22 protein-coding genes and 2 pseudogenes are annotated in these 23,016 nt (G+C 49.3%); 12 read left to right on the top strand and 12 right to left on the bottom strand.

The features are described 5' to 3' along the window. Positions 1–18 precede the first annotated feature (18 nt). A complete protein-coding gene (locus AAGQ96_RS08585; protein ID WP_342755280.1) occupies positions 19–936 on the top strand; it encodes an SMEK domain-containing protein in 918 nt (305 codons plus the stop codon). Positions 937–1,051: 115 nt separating this feature from the next. Here the strand turns inward: AAGQ96_RS08585 and AAGQ96_RS08590 are convergent, their stop codons facing one another. Then, positions 1,052–1,387: a hypothetical protein gene (locus tag AAGQ96_RS08590; RefSeq protein WP_342755281.1), complete on the bottom strand. Its 336-nt coding sequence runs from the start codon at positions 1,385–1,387 to the stop codon at positions 1,052–1,054. An 85-nt stretch (positions 1,388–1,472) separates the two neighbouring features. Between AAGQ96_RS08590 and AAGQ96_RS08595 the strand changes: the two genes are divergently transcribed. Beyond that, positions 1,473–2,620 (top strand): IS3 family transposase gene (locus AAGQ96_RS08595; RefSeq protein WP_342755229.1). Its coding sequence is split into 2 segments (ribosomal slippage): positions 1,473–1,710 and positions 1,710–2,620, totalling 1,149 coding nucleotides; the frame shifts between segments, so codons are not numbered across the junction. Between the two features lie 16 nt (positions 2,621–2,636). Here the strand turns inward: AAGQ96_RS08595 and AAGQ96_RS08600 are convergent. Together AAGQ96_RS08600 and AAGQ96_RS08605 are read right to left on the bottom strand one after the other, a co-directional pair. Continuing rightward, positions 2,637–3,077 (bottom strand): annotated as a pseudogene (locus AAGQ96_RS08600) (restriction endonuclease); the annotation flags it as partial. A 70-nt stretch (positions 3,078–3,147) separates the two neighbouring features. Further along, complete coding sequence (locus AAGQ96_RS08605) at positions 3,148–3,600, bottom strand: hypothetical protein (protein ID WP_001543683.1); 453 nt, start codon at positions 3,598–3,600, stop codon at positions 3,148–3,150. Positions 3,601–4,649: 1,049 nt separating this feature from the next. Between AAGQ96_RS08605 and AAGQ96_RS08610 the strand changes: the two genes are divergently transcribed. Continuing rightward, on the top strand, positions 4,650–6,122 hold the full coding sequence (locus AAGQ96_RS08610) for a hypothetical protein (protein WP_342755282.1): 1,473 nt from the start codon (positions 4,650–4,652) through the stop codon (positions 6,120–6,122). A 137-nt stretch (positions 6,123–6,259) separates the two neighbouring features. On the opposite strand, the gene AAGQ96_RS08615 is transcribed toward AAGQ96_RS08610, so the two are convergent. The 5 genes and pseudogenes from AAGQ96_RS08615 to ychF all read right to left on the bottom strand — a co-directional run bounded on the left by AAGQ96_RS08615 (position 6,260) and on the right by ychF (position 10,656). After that, a complete protein-coding gene (locus AAGQ96_RS08615; protein WP_001543686.1) occupies positions 6,260–7,087 on the bottom strand; it encodes a hypothetical protein in 828 nt (275 codons plus the stop codon). After that, positions 7,068–7,625: a hypothetical protein gene (locus AAGQ96_RS08620; protein ID WP_001543687.1), complete on the bottom strand. Its 558-nt coding sequence runs from the start codon at positions 7,623–7,625 to the stop codon at positions 7,068–7,070. Before AAGQ96_RS08620 ends, AAGQ96_RS08615 begins: the two co-directional genes overlap by 20 nt. A gap of 151 nt (positions 7,626–7,776) precedes the next feature. Beyond that, positions 7,777–7,977 (bottom strand): annotated as a pseudogene (locus AAGQ96_RS08625) (hypothetical protein); the annotation flags it as partial. Between the two features lie 179 nt (positions 7,978–8,156). Further along, positions 8,157–9,350 carry an integrase arm-type DNA-binding domain-containing protein gene (locus tag AAGQ96_RS08630; RefSeq protein WP_001543689.1) on the bottom strand — a complete coding sequence of 398 codons (1,194 nt, stop codon included), beginning with the start codon at positions 9,348–9,350 and terminating at the stop codon, positions 8,157–8,159. A 214-nt stretch (positions 9,351–9,564) separates the two neighbouring features. Next, complete coding sequence (gene ychF / locus AAGQ96_RS08635) at positions 9,565–10,656, bottom strand: redox-regulated ATPase YchF (RefSeq protein WP_147197159.1); 1,092 nt, start codon at positions 10,654–10,656, stop codon at positions 9,565–9,567. A gap of 348 nt (positions 10,657–11,004) precedes the next feature. Between ychF and AAGQ96_RS08640 the strand changes: the two genes are divergently transcribed. Then, on the top strand, positions 11,005–12,486 hold the full coding sequence (locus tag AAGQ96_RS08640; protein WP_147197161.1) for a SulP family inorganic anion transporter: 1,482 nt from the start codon (positions 11,005–11,007) through the stop codon (positions 12,484–12,486). A 134-nt stretch (positions 12,487–12,620) separates the two neighbouring features. Further along, on the top strand, positions 12,621–13,268 hold the full coding sequence (locus AAGQ96_RS08645; RefSeq protein WP_147197162.1) for an EAL domain-containing protein: 648 nt from the start codon (positions 12,621–12,623) through the stop codon (positions 13,266–13,268). A 349-nt stretch (positions 13,269–13,617) separates the two neighbouring features. Here AAGQ96_RS08645 and pth read toward each other — a convergent pair whose 3' ends face one another. Beyond that, on the bottom strand, positions 13,618–14,202 hold the full coding sequence (gene pth / locus AAGQ96_RS08650) for an aminoacyl-tRNA hydrolase (RefSeq protein ID WP_147197164.1): 585 nt from the start codon (positions 14,200–14,202) through the stop codon (positions 13,618–13,620). A 259-nt stretch (positions 14,203–14,461) separates the two neighbouring features. Here pth and ychH point away from each other — a divergent pair, with 259 nt between their 5' ends. Continuing rightward, entirely contained in the window at positions 14,462–14,743 is a 282-nt protein-coding gene (gene ychH / locus AAGQ96_RS08655) for a stress-induced protein YchH (RefSeq protein ID WP_147197167.1), read from the top strand. A 129-nt stretch (positions 14,744–14,872) separates the two neighbouring features. Here ychH and prs read toward each other — a convergent pair whose 3' ends face one another. The 3 genes from prs to lolB form a co-directional block, all read right to left on the bottom strand. Continuing rightward, positions 14,873–15,820 (bottom strand): ribose-phosphate diphosphokinase, encoded by a 948-nt coding sequence (gene prs / locus AAGQ96_RS08660; protein WP_013201847.1) that lies wholly within the window; start codon positions 15,818–15,820, stop codon positions 14,873–14,875. 129 nt (positions 15,821–15,949) lie between these two features. Further along, complete coding sequence (ispE, locus tag AAGQ96_RS08665) at positions 15,950–16,840, bottom strand: 4-(cytidine 5'-diphospho)-2-C-methyl-D-erythritol kinase (protein WP_147197169.1); 891 nt, start codon at positions 16,838–16,840, stop codon at positions 15,950–15,952. After that, positions 16,837–17,460 carry a lipoprotein insertase outer membrane protein LolB gene (gene lolB, locus AAGQ96_RS08670; protein WP_147197171.1) on the bottom strand — a complete coding sequence of 208 codons (624 nt, stop codon included), beginning with the start codon at positions 17,458–17,460 and terminating at the stop codon, positions 16,837–16,839. The genes ispE and lolB overlap by 4 nt, the downstream gene beginning before the upstream one ends. Before the next feature lie 226 nt (positions 17,461–17,686). Between lolB and hemA the strand changes: the two genes are divergently transcribed. Genes hemA through kdsA form a run of 6 tightly spaced genes read left to right on the top strand, consistent with a single transcriptional unit; the run spans position 17,687 to position 22,996 of the window. After that, positions 17,687–18,940, top strand: coding sequence for a glutamyl-tRNA reductase (gene hemA, locus AAGQ96_RS08675; protein ID WP_342755537.1), 1,254 nt, complete (start codon positions 17,687–17,689; stop codon positions 18,938–18,940). 38 nt (positions 18,941–18,978) lie between these two features. Further along, the gene (gene prfA / locus AAGQ96_RS08680) at positions 18,979–20,061 is read left to right on the top strand and encodes a peptide chain release factor 1 (RefSeq protein WP_147197174.1); all 1,083 of its coding nucleotides are present in this window, start codon (positions 18,979–18,981) and stop codon (positions 20,059–20,061) included. Then, entirely contained in the window at positions 20,061–20,891 is an 831-nt protein-coding gene (prmC, locus tag AAGQ96_RS08685) for a peptide chain release factor N(5)-glutamine methyltransferase (RefSeq protein ID WP_342755283.1), read from the top strand. Before prfA ends, prmC begins: the two co-directional genes overlap by 1 nt. 14 nt (positions 20,892–20,905) lie before the next feature. Then, the gene (locus tag AAGQ96_RS08690) at positions 20,906–21,304 is read left to right on the top strand and encodes a SirB2 family protein (RefSeq protein ID WP_342755284.1); all 399 of its coding nucleotides are present in this window, start codon (positions 20,906–20,908) and stop codon (positions 21,302–21,304) included. Continuing rightward, positions 21,301–22,110, top strand: a complete 810-nt coding sequence (gene sirB1 / locus AAGQ96_RS08695; RefSeq protein WP_147197180.1) for an invasion regulator SirB1 — start codon at positions 21,301–21,303, stop codon at positions 22,108–22,110. Before AAGQ96_RS08690 ends, sirB1 begins: the two co-directional genes overlap by 4 nt. A gap of 31 nt (positions 22,111–22,141) precedes the next feature. After that, positions 22,142–22,996, top strand: coding sequence for a 3-deoxy-8-phosphooctulonate synthase (gene kdsA / locus AAGQ96_RS08700; protein ID WP_147197182.1), 855 nt, complete (start codon positions 22,142–22,144; stop codon positions 22,994–22,996). The last annotated feature ends 20 nt before the right edge of the window (positions 22,997–23,016 follow it).

Raw genomic sequence — 23,016 nt, forward strand, 5'->3', positions numbered from 1 at the left:
AGAATGGAGAGTAATAAAATGTTCGATAAGCAAAAGAAGATTGATCAAATTGGATTTGGGCTTGCATATCTAGAGACCTCAATCAAAACCTTCTCGACTGCTAATTATAATAACTTGGCTGTTGTTTCTGAAGATTTAATAAGCTCGCTTTTCAGTTTGCAGAAGGGGTACAACTTAGTGTCTACTAATATTTTAAAGTCAAATTATCCCGGTATAGATGCTGTGGACGTGAATGCTAAGGTTGGCCTTCAAATTACTTCGATTAAAACTTCAGCTAAAGTGAATAAAACATTAAGAGTCATTAGGGAGAATGATGTAAATAGGGATATTGATGTTTTATATATATTCATGAGTGCAGGGAGGCAAAGTAGTTATTCAATTACTGAGAGTTGCCCTGGCGTTGAGTTTTCTGACAAAAACATAATAAGCTTTAAAGATCTTAAGAGGTTACTGGCTGAGGATGATTTCAAGATCGCTAAAGCTTCAGAACTAATAGTGAAGGCATTACCAAGTATCTTTAGTGAGACTCGTGAGAGATATCAGGCTTTACTTGATAACATTGTAAATGTGAGATCTTTGTTGGATCGTAAAGCTTTCTGCGGGCATTATGCCATAGAAGAGCCTGAGTTAATGCTTAAAGCTTATCAGGAAACAAGGATCAGTATACAAACAAGCAAAATATTACATATAGAAAATAAAGATGTTGCGAATGCTTTTTCTAATATTAGATTGTTGATAAGTAATGCTGAGGATGAGGTGGCGGTCAAATATCCTGATGAATATATTCTATATAAGCATGGGAAAACAAATGCCTTTCAAAAGGTCTCTGCGGATTGTGTTCAAATTTTAATGAAAGTGCGTAATGAGATAGCTCGAGAGATAAGTGTTATTGATAAACAGAAAAATGATGTTCTAAAAAGAATATCCACGATGTAGTTTTTTGACATACTTTTTTTCTAAGATTAGGTGCGCGTTACTGTTGCTGGCACGCACCTTAATACGAGCTTATATCAAATAAGCGTTTCACTTGCTGAATTTCTGAACCCTCTGGTTATAACCCGAAAATATTTATATAGAACTGACCTTTACCTTCATCAGTTTTCTGAATCCGGTATGTGATTGGTAGAGAGTTTTGCAGGTCTGGTTTTGTGAATGTTAAGTCAGCCGCACACTGATAAACGTCAAGGCCTGATTCATGGCTTATTGTTCTGACATTTTCAACAGAAATCCTCACATCCTTATCCAGTGTCATGCTTTTCTCGATTGTCTTTCTGGCAATATCCACGACCAGGTTTTTTGCATCATCACTACTACATTTTGGCGTTTTCTCGCCGCAGCCAACCAGCAAACCAGCAGCTATTAATACCAGAAGCATTGTTCTTTTCATCTAAGATTCCTTCGTTAATTAATGAATCGCCACGTGTTTAACAGACACCTCCGAGTCATTTAAGATGGCTTAAAGAGAGGTGCCCATGAGCGGTAAGCGTTATCCCGAAGAGTTTAAAATTGAAGCAGTCAAACAGGTTGTTGATCGCGGTTATTCTGTTGCCAGCGTTGCAACACGTCTCGATATCACCACCCACAGCCTTTACGCCTGGATAAAGAAGTACGGTCCGGATTCTTCCACTAATAAAGAACAGTCAGATGCTCAGGCCGAGATCCGCCGGCTCCAGAAGGAGCTGAAGCGGGTTACCGACGAACGGGACATATTAAAAAAAGCCGCGGCGTACTTCGCAAAGCTGTCCGACTGAGGTACGCCTTTATCCGTGACAACAGCAGTTGCTGGCCTGTTCGTCTGCTCTGTCGGGTGCTGGATGTTCATCCCAGTGGCTTTTACGCCTGGCTTCAGCAGCCGCATTCTAAGCGCCACCAGGTAGATCTGAGACTGACGGGAAAGATCAAACAGTTCTGGCTGGAGTCCGGTTGCGTTTATGGTTATCGCAAGATCCATATGGACTTGCGGGATAGCGGGCAACAGTGCGGAGTGAACAGAGTCTGGCGACTGATGAAGCGTGTCGGGATAAAGGCCCAGGTCGGGTACCGGAGCCCGCGGGCACGCAAAGGCGAGGCCAGTATCGTATCGCCCAACAAGCTCCAGCGACAGTTCAATCCGGATGCTCCGGATGAGCGTTGGGTAACGGACATAACCTACATCAGGACTCACGAGGGCTGGCTGTATCTGGCCGTGGTTGTTGACCTGTTCTCACGCAAAATTATCGGCTGGTCAATGCAATCCCGGATGACAAAGGACATTGTCCTGAACGCACTGCTGATGGCTGTATGGCGGCGTAATCCGCAAAGAAAGGTGCTGGTCCACTCGGACCAGGGCAGTCAGTATACAAGCCATGAGTGGCAGTTATTCCTGAAATCACACGGCCTGGAAGGGAGTATGAGCCGTCGCGGTAACTGTCACGATAACGCGGTTGCAGAAAGCTTTTTCCAGTTACTGAAACGAGAGCGCATAAAGAAAAAGATCTACGGAACGCGGGAAGAAGCCCGCAGCGATATTTTTGATTACATCGAAATGTTTTATAACAGTAAGCGTCGGCATGGGTCGAGCAATCAGATGTCACCGACAGAATATGAAAACCAGTATTATCAACGGCTCGGAAGTGTCTAGATTATCCGTGGCGATTCATAGAGTTGAATGAAGTGGTCAGCAATAGCTTATCTAACAATGATGGTAACTGCTCCAGTTCGTTGAACCCTTTTCTAATCAGTACTTCCTGGAATAATCTTATCTCTGAATAATCACTATTGCGCTCACTATCTATGTTACTGTTGCTATCCTGATTGTTATACGAAAATCTTGATGTGTGAATATAGTTGGTAAAATAGGGGTCTTTCAGTGTGGCATATTTCAAAAGGACGTTTTCAAGTAGGGCGTTGAGTTGGGACTGCTCTTTCTTCTTACCAAATAAATCTTTTATGATGCCTTTAGACTGGTACTGGAAATCAGGGTAATAGGATGGATCTAATGGCGTCATTTGCCGAAATGTTCCAGATACCTCTGGAGAGCACCACGGACAGCTTGTTTCGAAGGTTGTTCTAGAACATGAATAGCATTGATAAATCATCATTATCCCTTATTATTTTACAGTGATTGCTTAGTGATTTTCTCCTTGGAGAATCATCCTTGAGATTTATCTAAAAATCTTTCAGGTTGATATCGAAATAGGGCGTCAATATCAGCTCTTCAAATAAATCATATTCGTGGTGCGGAACCTTAACAAAGGTAGAGTTGTGATTAGGTGTCCACCATTTCTCGACGCCATAATACGCTTCTCTGGCATTAGCTTTGTGGATCAGCCGGAATGGTCTGTCCATCCAACCATCACTATGCTTTGTGAAGTAATTGACTGGGCCGGTGAACTGACCAAGCAGGTATACACCCTGATTACCGTGAGTCAGGTAGAAGTAATCGCCAATCGGAGCGTTTACGAACTCCTCTGCTTGGCTGACGGAAGACTGTCCTTTACCAGCGGTCGTGCGGTGAATGTAGACGAGCTTTTCATCAATACATTCGACCATATCCAGGAATGAAAACTCCTTCCAGCCATGTGACAGCTTCCAGAAATTGGGCATCAAATCGGTATTCATAAGCCTCTTAACCTTACGTTATAAGTGATCGCAATCTGTTGAAATGCGGATCGATTGTGATGACCATTCTGTCGCTGAATACCCATAATCGCAACAAGGTTTGTTGATGAGCTTTTCGCTGAAATCGTTCAAAGAGGATATCGGGAAGGTATGTAGATGCGTTAACTCGCCTGGTTGCTGAAAATGGGTGATCAACACTACTCAGCACTGGCAGGCCAACCATGGTGAAAACATTTGGCGCTTTGAAAAAAGTGATTGAGTGATTTAGTGATTGCGGCTTTGTAGGCGAGCCTGGTCTCTGACTGTGCAATTCTGCATTCAGCGCTGAGCTGGGTTGCGGTTTTTCACCAGCAATTCGTTCATAAGCAAGGGGACTGTCCGCTTCGTCATCAGCCTATTGTACGGAGACCAGCCCGGCAGATTCAGAGGCCAATTACTTCACTGATTAATCGGTTAACAGGCAGAACTGAAATGAGTGACCTGCAAAAAAACACCCTTCCAGACCGCCCAACGTTGCCGGATTTTGGCGTGGTAGACCGGCGAACTACCGCTGCTGTTTAGTGTCCGATTCGCATCTCGTACAATGGTAGGGGGAAATCGGCGATAGTTTCCCCTTATTCTGATGGTTGCAAGGAGCGGTGGTTTTGAGCAAAGTTGAGGTTTCAAAAGAATAAAACCAGAGAATAACATGCGCCTACAACCGCTATTTAATATCACCGGGAGGAAGTTGTACCGCTTAATAACCGGTAACGTTTTACGTATCTGCTAATCCCATTCTGACCAAGCTGATATTTAATCGCTATTTACGTCTACAAGGTATATAGACGTATCTATTATACTCTTTATACACTCTATCTCTATATTACTGTATATATGTCATTACATACTATAGCCATTATCCAGTATCAGCTATCATGAGGCTCCAGCCTCCAATATTATGATCATTATCTAGCATCTGAACCTTGTTGGGTTCACTTATGATTTGAGTAATTCAGTTGTAAATAAATGAGGTCAGGGCATGGGGCTCTGCCCATATATACAGGTGAATTATGAAGCCATACATTACGCATAACAATATCCTTGTGACAGATTCAACGCTGGACTATTTCAAGTCGGTCGTTTTCAGTGTTCCTTATAACGGTGTGCCAAGTCTGCGGCGTCCATTTTATCGAAATATAGCAGTATTCCTTCAGCATGTTATATGTGTCGCTACCTGTAGCCGTAAGAACAGGAAAAAAGCAAAGATTAAAGCGAATAAAAAATGGTCTTATTCTGTGCCAGTACCATTTGAGCTGGGTAGGGATAAACTTCCCGGAGTATTTAAGAAAAGTGGGCCAGCCTATGAACGTGCAATGGAGGCACTGGCAAGCGCGGGAATTATCAAGCTAACCGGGTATTCAAATACTAATCATTTATGCCGGGAATATGCTGTTTCTCAACGTGTTCTGCGTAAGTTGTTTGGCAACGACCGCGAGGCATACCTTAGCCGTCAAGATCGCTACCATTATCTGACGGATATTTTCACCAAGCGTAAAAGTTACTCATTTGATGAACTGATTGGGGTTGCGATCGACCGTGGGCAGAACGCTAAACATAAGCAGTCTAAACGCGATATCCCTAACGCTGCCTTCAGGGAGTTGGTAGTGGGGGTCTGGAATAATCTTGAGCCGCTTGAAATCAATCTGGATGCATTGCTTGCTTATCATCGCAAACATCCCACGAAGAAGAACAAAATATTCATTTTCAACTTCCTGTCGCGACTGGCTGAAACAGGTGTGGATTTGGTGAAGGAATCACCGCTAACGGTTTCTTACAGGCAGTCGTATAAAACAGCGTACATCGGCGGGAGATCCTTTGAGGTTGGTACAGGCTTCCAGACTCTACCGTCTAAAATGAAGTGGGCGTGTCTGGCACGTGGTGTGAACTATGACATCAAGGGATGCCAGCTTGAGATACTGCGACATGAGCTGTTGAGTATTGGCATTTCGGACAAATCGCTGGAAAAGCTGGAAACTCAATATATCTGCCGGGTATTGCGTATTGCTGAAGAACTGGTGAAGCAATTCAGGTTTTCCAGCGTATTCAACGCCGGGTTCGTTACGCTATCGCTTAAATCCAGTACCCGATGCTTGCTGAACCGTGAGTTAGGCAAGGTCGAGGCTGAACGGGTACTGAAACGTTGGAAACGTCTTCTGAAACCCTTGAGGCGGGATCTGGCTTTACTACTGGATCATTACGAAGGCACAGCATTGACCAACCGTTATGGTAAATGCGTTACAAACGCGGTAGGGCAGCCATTCAATATTACCTATAAAGATGTTGCTGCGCGTAAACGCAGGAAGTCAGATGTGATACGCCGAAAGCTGTTGTCGCACATGTTACAGGGGCTGGAAAGTCAGGCTGTATACGATTACGTTGCCAGCCATAAGGGCGTTTGCGCACTGGAGCACGATGGGTTTGTTTCATATGAAGAGGTCACTGACTGGTCCCATCCATATCTTTTGATTGAGAAAAAGCATTAAAGAGAGTTATACATTATCTAAATCTGAGGATTCATAGACTGGGCTGGTATCTAATTAACTTATTGTATCTTTTTCATTATTGTCCAGATTCATTCAACTTGTGACAAAATACTTAATCGATATTCCTGAATCTATAGCTAACATTTTCTAAGGGGGACAATTTCAATGTGCGGCGTCAAAATTGCCGGTTTGGAAGAGCAGCAGTCCTTGAAAAGACGATCTGCGCCACAAGGACAAATATCATCCGGCAAGGTTTCTGTGAAGTCAATGCGTCGATGCCAGTCAAATGTCTTGTTGATTTCCCACCAGTAAAATAGGGTAGGAAGTTCTCGTATGATCATTTTAATACATTTATAATCATAATGATCCACAGTTTTCCCGTTCTCGTCCGTCTTGAAGGGAACACTATATTTGTTAACGGGATTTTTCACCATCGCAAAGCCTACAATTTCAAAATCTTCAATAATGCGATAGCAAATCTCTCCGTCATAAATTTCGCCCTTATCATGTCCGCAAAATTTCCTGGGAGTTATAGGGCTTTTACAGGTGCTGCATAGAATTTTCTTTTCAAGAAACTCTGTGCTGTTGAAAATCCGATAGGGAAACACCTCCTGCCAAAGAGGGACTTGGTGATACAGGAAATCCAGATAAACTTCTTGGCTCAGCATCTGAGGAAAATGACGTTTTAGGTTTCCTAATGTTATCTCGCATTGTTCAAGCAGACACCATGCCTTATAGAATTTCTCTCGGCGCAGTAAATTGATAAATTTTATATACATATTTTGCGCAAGTAGTGCGTTTTCCAGACACCAAATCTCTTTAGCCTCAGCTTGTTTACCTTGGCTTACCAACCGGCTCTTAAGTGTCTTACAAGCCTGTAGATACTTGGCTTGACGTTTTTCATTTGTTTTTTTTCTAGTGAACAGCTTAAGTTCAGCGATAAGCTCAAATTTTAGTGATGTCATCCGGTCCTTCTTTTGTTGACGACACGGCATTTTTAGGTCCATCACAGCCGTTGGTAAGTTGTAATAAGCGGGGTTCAATCTGTCGGAAGTCTTTTGCCGGGCCATTGTAACTAAGGAGATAATCGTTACATTCTCCTTCTATTTGCAAGGTAAGCGTAACATTATCCTCTGGCGCGCTTTTAATAATATCATAGACATAGCTAGTAAGTAGCCCGATCAGAACTGGAGCAACCACCTGCGTTACCAGTAAGTGTCCGAGTCTTATTTCTCGGGAATAGAGCGCGAGCTCCTGGTAATCATCATCGGCAATACATAATTCTGTCTGCCCAAGATGGGTCATATGTTTTTGAATAAACTGGAAAAGATCGACGGTTCCCTGAGGAAACGAGTAGTTGATGACACCTCTAAAGTTTTCGATTGGGAGAAAAAGGACTGAGGAGTGGCGCACGGACTCTATCATGTCCGGAGGGAGTTGCACTCGCTCCAGCCAATTCTGTCTGGACAATAATGAACTTTTGTCGAGTAATTCAATTTCCATATGCTTTATTCTGTTTTGGGAACCGCACTGAAATTATTATATCTGAACAGGCTCTGACTTCATATCACTGTGTGTGCTTGGTCCGGCCTCATGTCTGGTTGCAGTGGTCATCAAAAACGGAGGTTACTAATATGCATAAGCACCTATTTTGCCAGCTTTTTAGCATGGGTACGCTGAGTTGGCCTTCCGGGAACTGTTCTTCAACAACAGACTGGTAGAGTTGTTCTAACAAGACAAGTTCAGCCTCATCCATCTCATCAGAAGTAGCGCTCCCCTGCTTGTTAGCCAAAACTTGTTCACCAGAGTCTTTCTCATACTGGCCTTCACTGCTGGATACATGGTATCGGCTCATGGAGATGCCCTGTGTTATTAGAGGGATGGAAAAACAGAGGGATTATAACGCTGGATGAGTACAGTAAACAATATTCGCAAAATCATGTAGTTACAAAAGTGTAGGTTAAAATGTAGTTTTTATTCTCTTGTGGAAAATAATCGTTAGTAATAAGCGTTAACACACCAAAGCATCTTCGTTTACGACACATCAGTACTATTGGCAGTGCTTTTTACCCATCCCTCAAGCTTATCCGCCCATTCCTGCATCATCACTTTACGCTCATCAAGATAAGTTGCATGGTTGTATGTGCGACGAACATTGTTGGTATCAGCGTGCGCAAGTTGGGCCTCAATAGCATCAGGTCGATAGCCCATTTCGTTTAAACGCGTACTTCCTGTAGTTCGGGTAGCATGGGGGCTGTATGTCCCACTCCAGCCGAGGCTTTTAAGTAGCTGGCGGAGGGAGTGCGATGTCATTGGACCTTTCGGATTATCCCTGCCCGGAAAAAGGTGCTGTCGATGCCCAGTTAATCCCTGTAGCGTTCTGAGCATGTTGACAGCCTGGGAGGGAAGGGGAATAACGTGTTCTTTGCGGGCTTTCATTCGCGTTGACGAAATAGTCCACAGTGCGTTATCGAGATCGAATTCTTTCCATTCAGCCTCAGTTACTTCGGCTGGTCGCGCGAGCGTCCACCACATGAGCCACATGCAATAGTTAACCTGATATGAGCCACGACTATTGTCAAAACAACTTAATAGCCTCCCGATTTGCTGCGGATTCAATGCCTGTTTGTGCTGCGTTTTGTTTGCCGGAATCGCCTTACGCACTGGCCAGACAGGATCGCTATCTGCTCTAAGCGTCGCCACCGCCAGCTCAAAAACGGATGAAATGGTGCGGCGGGCTTCAGCGGCAACGGTCGGAGCTCCGCGCTTAGCCGTTTCCTGAAGAATTTTAAGAATGTGATGTGGAGTGATCTCCCTGACTGGGAGCTTACCGATTGCGGGAAAAACCACTCGTTCAAGCATATCCAGTCGGCGCGTTTTGGTGATTTCGGCCCAGTCTTTCATCTGCAACCACTCTTTGGCGATTAGCTCAAAGGTGTTACATGCGTCATTGACCTTGCGGATTTTATCTAACTGACGGGCCTGTGTCGGACTAACTCCATCTGCGACTAGCTTACGCGCTTGCTCGCATTTCTCGCGGGCTTCTGCAAGTTTGACCGTTGGGTATTCACCCAACGCAAACATGCTGGATTTACCGTTGAGTTTAAACCGATAGCGCCATGCCTTTTTGCCATTGGGTTTCACTTCGAGGTAGAGACCGTTGAAATCATTGAGTCGATAGAGTTTTTCTTTCGGCTTGGCAGTGCGGCATTGCGTATCGGTGAGCATAACGGGGCCTTGTTTAATTATTATACCGTTATTGTACTCACTTAAAATGAAGATGGAAGAATGTTGTACTCATCTATGTACTCATTTTTGACAGCGTTGTTACGAGATGATTTGAGACATTATGAAATGAAAAATCCACGCAATTGCGTGGATTTTATAGGTTTTTTTCGTTGTTATGAGATTCAGCGAAACCTCATGAGACAACAGGTTTTATTTAGACGTTAAACAGGAAGTTCATTACGTCGCCATCTTTAACGATGTAATCTTTACCTTCAGAACGCATTTTCCCGGCTTCTTTTGCGCCTTGCTCGCCCTTGTAGGTAATGTAATCTTCATAGCCGATAGTCTGAGCGCGGATAAAGCCTTTCTCGAAATCGGTATGGATTTTACCCGCAGCCTGTGGAGCGGTAGCGCCAACAGGGATAGTCCATGCACGCACTTCCTTCACGCCCGCGGTGAAGTAAGTTTGCAGGTTCAGCAGCGAATAGCCTGCACGGATTACGCGGTTCAGGCCTGGCTCTTCAATACCCAACTCGGCCATAAACTCTTCGCGATCGGCATCTTCCAGCTCGGCGATATCAGATTCCACCGCGGCGCAAACCGGCACCACAACAGAACCTTCTTTCTCTGCAATCGCACGAACCTGATCCAGGTATGGGTTGTTCTCGAAGCCGTCTTCGTTAACGTTTGCAATGTACATGGTTGGCTTCAGGGTCAGGAAGCTCAGGTAGCGGATTGCTGCCTTATCTTCTTCGCTCAGACCCAGCGAGCGCAGCATGCCAGCGTTCTCTAAATGAGGCAGACATTTTTCCAGCGCAGCCTGTTCCGCTTTCGCATCTTTATCGCCGCCTTTCGCACGTTTCTGAACGCGTTGCAGCGCACGTTCGCAGGTATCGAGATCCGACAGCGCCAGCTCGGTATTGATCACCTCAATATCATCCGCCGGGTCAACTTTGTTGTTAACGTGGATAATGTTGTCGTTTTCAAAGCAGCGCACAACGTGACCGATAGCTTCGGTTTCACGAATGTTGGTCAGGAACTGGTTGCCCAGGCCTTCGCCTTTCGACGCGCCTTTTACCAGACCCGCGATATCAACGAATTCCATGGTGGTTGGCAGAATGCGCTGCGGCTTCACGATTTCTGCCAGGGCGTCGAGACGGGAGTCAGGCATTGGCACCACGCCGGTGTTCGGCTCAATGGTACAGAACGGGAAGTTGGCTGCTTCGATGCCCGCTTTAGTTAACGCATTGAACAGGGTGGATTTCCCGACGTTTGGCAGGCCGACAATACCGCATTTGAATCCCATGTTTGAATCACCTTAAGCTATAAATCAGGGCGGCTTTTGCATCCCCTGATGTGTTGAGAGTGTTGATACTGCAAATTTCCCGACATTATACACGTAATTGCAGGCTGAATGGCGCTGATTTATCGCCGCGCCAGCGAGAAGAGGGTTGAGATCTGGTTCACATTTTTCCATACTGACGAAACCTGACACATGATGGAGACAGCCGCAGATGCATCGCTTCCTGCTTACGCCACCTTGAGACCTCCCCGCCATGCAACCTCTGTTGCGTTTCTCGTCTCCCTGACGACCGTGCCCGGCTACTGGCGGCACAGTAAATACCTGCATCATTTATAAAAACGGAAAATAAGTATGTTCAATCTGAGCAACCTCAAGGCTGCTGACGTCAAAAATGACGTTCTGGCGGGCGCGGTGGTCTCGGTGGCGCTGATCCCGGAAGCGACCGCCTTTTCACTGCTGGCCGGACTGTCGCCGACTATCGGTCTGCACACTGCCTTTATTTTAGGTCTGGTCACGGCGCTGTTTGGCGGCAAACCGGGCATGATTTCCGGCGCAGCCGGTTCCATCATTGTGGTGTTGATCAGCCTGATTCAGACACACGGTTATCAGTATGTGCTACTGGCCACTATCTTCGCCGGGCTGATCCAGCTGGCGATCGGGCTGTTCCGCCTGGGTAAATTTATTCGGCTGGTGCCACAACCCGCTATTTATGGCTTTGTGAATGGCCTGGCGATTGTGATTGCGCTGGCGCAGATCCCGATGATTAAAAACCAGGGACCGGTGATGTATGCGCTGGTGGCGCTGGCGATGCTGATTGTCTGGCTGTTCCCTAAGTTTACGAAAGTCATTCCAGGCTCGCTGGCCGCGCTGATCGCTATCAGCGCCATTGCAATCGGCTTTGGTCTGGACACCAAACGCGTGGGCGATTTGGCTGATATTTCCGGTTCGCTCCCGTTCTTTCACCTGCCTGAAGCCCCTCTAAGCTGGGCCACGTTGCAAATTGTACTGCCTTATTCGGTGATTATCGCACTTGTCGGTCTGATAGAATCGTTGTTAACGCTGGCCGTTTTGGATGAAATGGGCAGTAAAAAAGGTGACGGCAACAAAGAATGCGTGGCGCAGGGCATAGGTAACACGCTGTGTGGTTTCTTCGGCAGCTTTGCCGGTTGCGCCATGATTGGTCAGTCGATTATCAACTTTACGTCCGGCGGGCGTGGGCGCATCTCTAATTTTGTTGGCGCCGTTTTGTTGATTTTGTTTGTGGTTAGCCTGTCGAAATATATTGCGTTGCTGCCGGTTGCAGCGCTGGCCGGGATCATGTTCGTGGTATGCATTAATACCTTTGAATGGAGCTCGATCCGCCGTCTGAAGCGCATGCCGAAGCCGGATGCGGTGATTATGGTTGCGGTTACGGTGGTGACTATCTACACCGACTTGGCGATGGCAGTTATTTGTGGCGTCATCATTTCTGCACTGGTTTTTGCATGGCAGCATGCGCGCATTACCATCCTGGCACAGCAGGAGAGCGATGAGCAGAAGACCTATCAGCTTGAAGGTCCGCTCTTCTTTGGATCGGTAGTCAGTTTCCAGGAACTGTTTGATACTGACAAAGATCCGCAGGATGTGGTTATTGATTTTGCCCGTACACGGGTAATGGACTCAAGCGGTGTTGAGGCCATTGATAAATTGACTTCACGCTATCTGGCTGCGGGAAAAACCGTACGATTACGCCATCTTAGCGAAGATTGTATCAGTCTGTTGAAGCAGGCGGGGCCCTTCTGTAGTCACGAGCTTGATGCGCCTGACTATAAAGTTGCTGCTGACAAGCGTTAACGCATAAAGCTGGCGCGGGTCCTGCCGATATACATAAAAATTGCCGATCTGGCCGAAGTTGCAGAATGAAAATCTGTAGCTTTCCTGGTCGGCGAACATAACCACTGGCGGGATGTCCTAACTGGCACCATGGCATGATAAACGACTATATTTGCATTCCGATTCACTCCCTTAGCGGTGAGCTCATTGCACTGGATCTCACCCCTGTAGCAAATCAGGATAACTCAACATTCCTTGAGGCAGATCCGCAAACCCGGCTGCTTAGTCAGCTGTTGACGATTGAGCACTATGCCGACCAGTTCCAGCAGCATGGACTGTTGTGCTGTCTGAATATTGATTTTCAACTGGCCCGTGTGGTGACGGAATCGACCTTTATTCAGCAAATTCTCAGCCATCTGCCGTTTGTACGCCTGAAGCTGTCGGAAGATTTTCCTAATCTGCATGACGGGCCGAATAACCCGCTGCTGCGTACGCTGATGGAACAGTTGAATATCTTATGGCTGGATGATTTGGGCGCGGGCGATGCCAATCTGAATGCATTGCAGTCGAAGATGTTTGAAGTCGTGAAACTGGATCGTCAGTTTTATCTCGATAACGTCAGCAAGCCGTTTTTCAGCATCTTGATTGCGAATATTCGTCAGTATACCAATCGGGTAGTGATAGAAGGCGTTGAAAGCGCGATTCAGCTGGAGAAGCTTGCTACCAGTAAGATCTGGGGTGTCCAGGGGTATTTTGCCGCAACGATGGGGCTGTCCACGCTCGACGGTACGGAAGGGCCGTAAGGTTTGGGACTTGCTGTAAATGTTGGGCTAACTAATAATTTCGACCTGCTCCCGTTTAGCTCATCAGGCTGTCGGAAGCAGGGTCTGAAACGTTTTTAACGCCTACCTGTTAAAGCCGTACTTTTTCTCGAGAATGAACTGCGGCGCTTCCCAGTTTGGGCCTTTAAACACGCCACCTTTTTCACCTTTACAAAGTTTGCCTTCCGCTATGAGCTTAGTAAAAGTTCTGATAAGCAGACCTTCTGCTATAACTTCGAATCTTTTCTTCAAAAGCCTTTTGCAAAAAAATATAGCGACTTACATTAAAATATAAGCCGGTGATACTTTCCATATGCAGACGGATTAAATATTAAGCCTTATAACTGTGCAGACGATTCATGGCTTTTAACCTGTCTTCTTTCAGCCAGACTTCGGTACAGCGCGCCGCTTCATCAATGGCGTTATCGATTAGCGTCTGTTCAGCTGCCTGAGGTTTGCCCAGCACAAAACCCACCACCTTGTTCCGATCGCCCGGATGACCAATACCGATACGCAGACGGTGAAAGTTCAGGTTATTACCTAATTTACTGATGATATCTTTCAGGCCGTTATGACCACCGTGGCCGCCGCCCTGTTTGAATTTCGCCACACCCGGCGGCAAATCCAGCTCATCGTGCGCCACCAGAATCTCTTCAGGTGCGATGCGATAAAAAGTCGCCATTGCCGCCACGGCTTTACCGCTCAGGTTCATAAAGGTGGTCGGCACCAGCAGCCTGACGTCTTCACCGCCGATATTCAGCCGGGCGGTGTAACCATAAAATTTACTCTCTTCTTTCAGTGACTGATTGTGACGTTCAGCCAGAAGATCAACGTACCACGCGCCTGCATTGTGGCGTGTCGCGGCATATTCCGCGCCAGGATTGGCAAGGCCGACAATCAGTTTAATGCTGCTCACTTGTCTCTGTTCCTGAGAAGTCCGATAGGGAAGGGCGCTAGTGTACTAAGAGCGGCGGCAGAACTCAAAACTGCGCGTGATATCACAATAGTTGTGTAGCGTGATAATGCCGTTTCTATATAAAAATCAAGATGCTGCGCGTAAAGATTTGTCAGACTTTTAGCAGTAAATGTGATCTGTCCCGCAACGAGTTGCCAAACCATTGCATAAACTTATGGCACTAACCGCACAGGAAGGCACTGACTTTTGGAGGTGACAGATGAAACGCAGACACGTCAATTTAACCGGTAACGCCCTGATGGTTATTGGTCTGGCAGTCGTGGTAACAGGGATCGGCTATGCCGTACTCAATCAGCTGCCGCAGCTACAGCTGCCCCAGTTTTTAGCCAATGTCGCCATTTTCGCGATATTTATCGGTGCGTTAATGTGGCTGATCGGCGCAAGCATGAGCGGGCGTGAAAAGATTACCGATCATTATTACTGGGTACGTCGTTACGGGGACAAGCGTTGTCGCAGAGTATCAGGCCAGGGTCATCACTGACGGATCGTGATTCAGACAAACAAAAAAAGTGGGACGGATGAAAATCCGTCCCACTTTTTGTTTCAGCAGAGCATTATTGCTGGCGGCATGGCTGAAAAGGCAGCAATGCTAATTCAGCCGGTACGCCAATTAATGCTCGAACATCGCTGAAATTGACTCTTCGTTGCTGATGCGGCGAATCGCCTCAGCCAGCATGCCAGACAGCGTAAGCGTACGCACGTTTGGCAATGCTTTGATCTCTTCCGGTAGGGGAATGGTGTCGCAAACCACCACTTCATCAATCACGGAATTACGCAGGTTTTCAACGGCGTTGCCGGAGAAAATAGGGTGAGTAGCGTAAGCGAATACGCGCTTAGCACCACGCTCCTTCAGCGCTTCAGCGGCTTTACACAGCGTGCCGCCGGTATCGATCATGTCATCAACCAGCACACAGTCGCGGCCAGCAACGTCACCGATGATATGCATCACCTGTGAAACGTTAGCGCGCGGACGACGTTTGTCGATGATCGCCATATCGGTATCGTTGAGCAGCTTAGCGATAGCACGGGCGCGAACCACGCCACCGATATCCGGAGAAACCACGATTGGGTTTTCCAGACCAATCTGCAACATGTCTTCCAGCAGGATTGGGCTACCGAAGACGTTATCAACCGGGACATCAAAGAAGCCCTGAATCTGTTCTGCATGCAGATCCACAGTTAACACGCGATCGACGCCGACGCTGGAAAGGAAATCAGCCACAACTTTGGCGGTGATAGGCACGCGAGCGGAACGCACGCGACGGTCCTGACGGGCATAGCCAAAGTAAGGAATGACAGCAGTAATACGACCAGCAGATGCGCGACGCAGAGCATCGACCATAACAACCAGTTCCATCAGGTTGTCATTGGTTGGTGCACAGGTGGACTGGATGATGAAAATATCACCACCGCGTACGTTTTCATTAATTTGTACGCTAACTTCACCATCACTGAAACGACCGACGGCGGCGTCGCCCAGGCTGGTGTAAAGGCGGTTGGCAATACGTTGTGCTAGTTCCGGGGTGGCGTTACCAGCAAAAAGCTTCATATCAGGCACGAGAAGAACCTCAGGCTTTGCGTCCAGAGAATGAACATCTTCGTCAGCAGCACTGGGCGGAATACCGCTGACGGGTTCATACGGGTGTTGTAATGAGTGTCGTGCTGCTTCAGGAACAGTTTGATGCAGTCACGGCAACTCTAACTGCTCTGAAAGATGACGGTGCAGCGGCGAAACGTTAACGCCTCGCGCAACAAAGCCCTGCCATGCTTTCGGAGCAAGCTCAAACACCTGACGGGCAGCGGACTCGGTGTCGAATTCAGCAAACACACAAGCGCCGGTTCCTGTCAGGCGCGACGGCGCGTATTCTAGCAGCCAGGAAACAAGCTGTTCAACCTCACGAAAACGTTTTCTTACTACTGGCTCACAATCATTACGGTATTCGGCCTCTAATAACTGCTTGATCTGCCGCTGTGGCGTGTCGCGAATCAGTTCCGGATCGTTAAAAACCACCGGCGTTGAAATAGATACGCCAGGGTGAAAGACCAGATACCACTTCTCCGCCGGGCTAACCGGGGTCAGTTTTTCGCCAACCCCTTCGGCGAAGGCTGCAAAACCTTGTACAAACACCGGCACGTCCGCGCCAAGGCTCAGGCCCAGCGTGGCCAGGTCGGCAAAGCTGAAGCCGGTTTGCCAGTAATAATTCAGCGCGACCAGTACCGTTGCGGCATCTGACGAACCGCCGCCAAGCCCGCCGCCCATCGGCAAACGTTTTTCAATTGCAATCGATGCCCCGGCATTATCCGGCAGCGCTCCCCGCAGGCGTGCCTGTTCCTGCAACAGTTTCGCCGCGCGAACCACCAGATTTTCTTCGGCAGGTACGCCCGGAACTGCGGTGAGCAGCCGAATCTGACCGCTGTTATCAGGCTCTATGGTCAGTGAGTCGCCATAATCCAGAAACTGAAAAAGCGTTTGCAGGTCATGATAGCCGTCAGAACGACGGCCAGTAATATAGAGGAACAGATTCAGTTTAGCGGGTGCTGGCCATTTCGCGCTGGCTGACGGGTGGGTGGGTTTCATTTAACGGTCCAGCTATCCATTCTCAGCTTGATGCGCTGTTCGCCTTCGCGCAGTTCGAGGTTAGAAGGCAGCGCAGGCTTCTGGCGTTCGTCGTAGCCCTGATAGCTCACTTTCCACTGCTGACCGTCACGGCTGTAGTTCACTTCACGCAGGCGATACTTGTCATCAAGGGAGAAATCGCTCGCCTCGCCCGGTAAGCCCATCATCCACTGACGCAGGCTGTTTAGAGGAATATCCATACCGGTAAGCTGAGAAATCATTTTCTCGGCATCGTTACTGGTATAACGCTTGCCCTTGTTATCAACCAGCTGCACCACGCTGCCCTGTGCATCCAGCTGAAGTTCGGTACTGCCCAGCGGGTTAGTCAACAGTAAACGGTAGCGATCTGGCGCGGTTTGCTGCCAGTTGAAACGTGCATAAACTTTTTGCCTATCGGAAAGATAGGCAAAAGCGCCACGGGTCTGATACTGGGTAATTTTTTCGACAGCCTGCTGGTGCTGCTGCCACTGGGGGGAGGTAACACTCTGTCCGGGCCCCTGGGGTTTATTGACGCTACAGGCGGCCAGCACGATGCTGGCAAGCGGGAGAAGCCGCATCAGACGGCGATTCTTCATAAACATAGGGGAACAACTCCTCAGACTCCATGTGGGCGCTCATGCGCAAACTAACCGTTCAAATTATCGGCCTGCAAAGGCGGCGTCAATGCTCAATTTGTCTTATTTAATGCACAATAGCTATATCTTGTTACAGGGAACGGTGAAGGATGGCTTTTCTTGATCTCGCGCATCTTGTAGAATGCGCCTCTCAAAACCCTATCAACAGTGGGATAACCCAGACCAAATCACCATGACGTTGCTGGCACTCGGAATAAATCATAAAACGGCTCCTGTCGCTCTGCGTGAACGCGTGACGTTCTCGCCGGAGACGCTGGATCAGGCCCTCGACAGCCTGCTGGCTCAGCCGCTGGTGCAGGGAGGCGTTGTGCTGTCTACCTGTAACAGGACCGAGTTATACCTTAGCGTTGAACAGCAGGAAAACCTGCAGGAACAGCTGGTGAAATGGCTGTGTGACTACCATCAGCTCAGTGCTGAAGATGTGCGTAAAAGCCTCTACTGGCACCATGATAATGAAGCTGTCAGCCATCTGATGCGCGTTGCCAGCGGCCTTGATTCGCTGGTACTCGGTGAGCCGCAAATTCTCGGTCAGGTCAAAAAAGCGTTCGCAGACTCCCATCGCGGCCATCCGCTTTCCAGCGAGCTGGAAAGAATGTTCCAGAAATCGTTCTCGGTCGCTAAACGTGTGCGCACGGAAACCGATATCGGTGCCAGCGCCGTTTCGGTGGCCTTTGCCGCCTGTACGCTGGCGCGTCAGATTTTTGAATCACTCTCAACCGTAACCGTTCTGCTGGTCGGTGCGGGTGAGACCATTGAGCTGGCCGCACGTCATCTGCGTGAGCATAACGTGCAGAAGCTGCTCATCGCTAACCGTACCCGCGAACGCGCTCAGGCGCTTGCTGATGAAGTGGGTGCAGAAGTGATTGGCCTTGCCGACATCGATTCGCGTCTGGCGGAAGCCGATATCATCATCAGTTCTACCGCCAGTCCGCTGCCGATTATCGGTAAAGGAATGGTCGAGCGTGCGCTGAAGCAGCGCCGTAATCAGCCAATGCTGATGGTGGATATTGCCGTTCCGCGAGACGTGGAGCCGGAAGTGGGCAAACTGCCTAACGCCTACCTTTATAGCGTGGACGATTTGCAGGCGATCATTGAAAGCAATATGGCGCAGCGTAAAGCCGCGGCCGTGCAGGCCGAAACCATCGTGGTGCAGGAAAGCGGCGAGTTTATGTCCTGGCTGCGTGCGCAAAGCGCAGTAGAAACCATCCGCGATTACCGCTCGCAGGCCGACCAGATCAGGGCTGATTTAGAAAGCCGTGCGCTGGCTGCGCTGGAGCAGGGCGCAGATGCCCAGGCCGTGCTGCGTGAGCTGGCCCATAAACTGACAAATAAACTGATCCACGCACCAACCAAATCTCTTCAGCAGGCTGCCCGAGACGGGGACGATGAACGCCTGCAGATTTTACGCGACAGCCTTGGGCTGTAGCGTTTTCGCCTCTTTGATTACAAGGTAAAACAACATCGATGAAGCCTTCTATTGTTGCCAAACTGGAAGCCTTGCAGGAACGCCATGAAGAAGTTGAGGCGATGCTGGGTGACGCTGGCGTGATTGCCGATCAGGAGCGTTTCCGTGCGCTGTCACGTGAATATGCTCAGTTGACCGATGTCAGCCAGTGCTTCAGACGGTGGCAGCAGAACCAGGATGATATTGCTGCGGCAGAAGAGATGCTCAGCGATCCCGAAATGCGCGACATGGCGCAGGAAGAACTTAAAGAAGCCCGCGAGGCCAGCGAAACCTTAGAGCAGGAATTGCAGGTTCTGCTGCTGCCGAAAGATCCGGATGATGAGCGCAACTGCTATCTGGAAGTCCGCGCCGGAACCGGTGGCGACGAAGCAGCGATCTTTGCAGGCGATCTGTTCCGTATGTACAGCCGTTATGCGGAAGCACGCCGCTGGAAAGTGGAAGTGATGAGCGCCAACGAAGGCGAGCACGGTGGTTATAAAGAAGTGATCGCCAAAATCGTGGGCGACGGCGCTTACGGACGTTTGAAGTTCGAGTCAGGCGGGCATCGCGTTCAGCGTGTACCGGAAACGGAATCGCAGGGCCGTATCCATACGTCTGCCTGTACCGTTGCGGTGATGCCGGAAGTGCCGGAAGCGGAATTGCCGGATATTAACCCGAGCGATCTGAAAATTGACACGTTCCGTTCATCGGGCGCGGGTGGGCAGCATGTTAACACCACCGATTCCGCGATCCGCATTACTCACCTGCCAACCGGCATTGTGGTGGAGTGCCAGGACGAACGTTCGCAGCACAAAAACAAAGCCAAAGCGCTGGCGGTGCTCGGCTCGCGTATTCGTGCCGCCGAGATTGCCCGACGTCAGCAGGAAGAGGCGTCGACGCGTCGTAACCTGCTGGGCAGCGGCGATCGTTCCGATCGTAACCGAACCTATAATTATCCTCAGGGACGCATTACCGATCATCGTATCAACCTGACGGTTTACCGTCTGGATGAAGCAATGCAGGGCAAGCTGGATATGCTGATTGAGCCTGTGGTGCAGGAATACCAGGCGGATCAGCTGGCTGCGCTGTCCGAGCAGGAGTAATGGAAATCCGCCAGTGGCTGCGTTCAGCCATCACACAACTGGCCGAAAGCGACAGCCCGAAGCGCGATGCGGAAATTTTGCTGGGATTTGTCACCGGCAAATCCCGCAGCTGGCTGATCGCCTTTGATGATACGTTGCTCAGCCCTTCACAGCTTGAGCAGCTTGCCCCGCTGCTGGCCCGACGCGCCAGCGGGGAACCTGTCGCTTATCTGACTGGCGAACGCGAGTTCTGGTCATTGCCGCTCAGCGTTTCCCCCGACACGCTTATTCCCCGCCCCGATACTGAACTGCTGGTCGAACTGGCTCTCGCCCGGATCCCCGCTGGCGCAGCTTCCGTGCTGGATTTGGGCAGCGGAACCGGCGCTGTTGCGCTGGCGATAGCCAGCGAGCGGCCTGATTGCCAGGTAACGGGCGTCGATCGCATCGCGGCGGCTGTTGAGCTGGCGCAGCATAATGCTCAGCGACTGGCTATCAGTAACGCGTCATTTCGTTTGAGCAACTGGTTTAGCGCGCTCTCCGGGGAACGCTTTACGGTTATCGTCAGTAATCCGCCGTATATCGATAGCAATGATGAACATCTTCAGCAGGGCGACGTACGGTTTGAGCCAGACAGCGCGCTGGTTGCCGCTGATAACGGGCTGGCGGATATTAAAATTATTGCTGAACGTGCAGGAAATTATTTATTGCCCGGCGGCTGGCTGTTGCTTGAGCATGGCTGGCAGCAGGCGGCTCAGGTACGGGCAATTTTGAGCGAAAACCTATTTATCCAGGTGGCTTCCTGCCAGGACTACGGCGGTAACGACCGTGTCACACTGGCACAGCTGGCCTGATTAAGGAAGAGAGAATGACGGACTGGTATAGCGCGGTTAAGACGCTGCATATGGTGACGGTTGCCATCACCCTCTTGATGTTATTATTGCGTTTTTTTTGGTTACAGACCGGATCGGCAATGATGCAGCGTCGCTGGGTGCGCATCGTGCCGCATCTCAATGATACGCTGCTGCTGCTTTCGGGCGCCTGGCTGGTAGCGATCACGCATTTTTATCCGTTCAGCCCACAGGGCGCGTGGCTGACTGAAAAGCTGTTTGGCGTTATTATCTATATCGCCCTTGGGTTTGTTGCCCTTGGACGTAAACCACGCGCACAGAAAGCGCGCTGGATAGCCTTTATAGTGGCGATAGCCATGCTGGTGCTGATTTATCACCTGGCCACCACAAAAATGCCATTGTTGGGGATTGTATGACGTCGATAGCAACTGATGAACCCACAGCGATGCCGCTGTGCGAGGCGGTAATTGCAGCCACGTTGGCGATCCGTCCCGATTTTCCTGCTGAAGACGTGAAAAAGCAGCTTGCGGAGCTGGTCGCAGAGGCCCGCGCCTATGTTTCCTCGCAGACGGAACAGGATCTTCAGCTGGAAAAACTGATTGAACTGTTCTGGAAAAAGTGGGGATTCGGCGGCGCCAGCGGCGTATACCGCCTTTCGGATACGCTATGGCTGGACAACGTGTTGAAAACCCGCCAGGGAACCGCCGTCTCGCTGGGCATCATCTTCCTGCACATTGCCGAACAGCTGACCATCCCGCTGATGCCGGTGATTTTCCCCACCCAGCTGATCCTCAGAGCCGACTGGATTGATGAAGAGATGTGGTTAATCAATCCTTTCAATGGCGATACGCTGGATGAGCACACGCTGGAAGTCTGGTTGAAGGGCAATATTGGCCCGGTCGCGGAACTGTATGATGATGATTTACAGGAAGCCGAGCCGCAGCTGGTGCTGAATAAAATGCTGGATACGCTGAAAGCCGCGCTGATGGAAGAGAAACAAATGGAGCTGGCGCTTCAGGTCAGTCAGGTACTGGTAAATATGGATCCAGAAGATCCCTATGAAATCCGCGACCGTGGTCTGATTTTTGCCCAGCTGGATTGTGAACACGTGGCGCTGAGCGACCTGACCTATTTCGTTGAGCAGTGTCCGGAAGACCCGGTCAGCGAAATGATCAAATTACAAATTCACTCGATTGAACAAAAACAGATCACGCTGCACTAATCTGTAAACTCTGCATGAATAAGGCGAAGACATGAAACAAAAAGTGGTTAGCATTGGTGATATCAAGGTAGCAAACGATCTGCCGTTTGTGCTGTTTGGCGGCATGAACGTGCTGGAATCCCGCGATCTTGCCATGCGCATCTGTGAACACTATGTCACCGTGACTCAGAAGCTGGGTATCCCTTACGTGTTTAAAGCCTCTTTTGATAAGGCTAACCGTTCGTCTATTCGTTCCTACCGGGGTCCCGGTCTGGAAGAGGGCATGAAGATTTTCCAGGAGCTGAAACAGGCTTTCGGCGTGAAGATTATCACTGACGTGCATGAAGCCAGCCAGGCGCAGACCGTTGCCGACGTGGTTGACGTTATCCAGCTGCCTGCATTCCTGGCGCGTCAGACCGACCTGGTGGAAGCGATGGCGAAAACGGGCGCGGTCATCAACGTGAAGAAGCCGCAGTTCGTCAGCCCGGGTCAGATGGGCAACATCGTTGAGAAATTCGCTGAAGGCGGCAACGAGAAAGTGATCCTGTGCGATCGCGGTGCTAACTTCGGTTACGACAACCTGGTTGTGGATATGCTGGGCTTTAATGTTATGAAGCAGGTTTCTAACGGCAGCCCGGTGATTTTCGACGTGACCCATGCGCTACAGTGCCGCGACCCGTTTGGCTCTGCTTCAGGCGGTCGTCGTGGTCAGGTTACAGAGCTGGCGCGTTCTGGTATGGCTGTTGGCCTGGCCGGCCTGTTTATCGAAGCGCACCCGGATCCGGCTAACGCGAAATGCGACGGTCCATCCGCACTGCCGCTGGACAAGCTGGAGCCGTTCCTCAAGCAGATGAAAGCGATCGACGATCTGGTGAAGAACTTCCCGGAACTGGATACCAGCAACTAATCGCTGAGCGAGTAACAAAA

It is taken from the genome of Pantoea sp. MBD-2R (assembly GCF_039134845.1).
Taxonomy (GTDB): Bacteria; Pseudomonadota; Gammaproteobacteria; order Enterobacterales; family Enterobacteriaceae; genus Erwinia.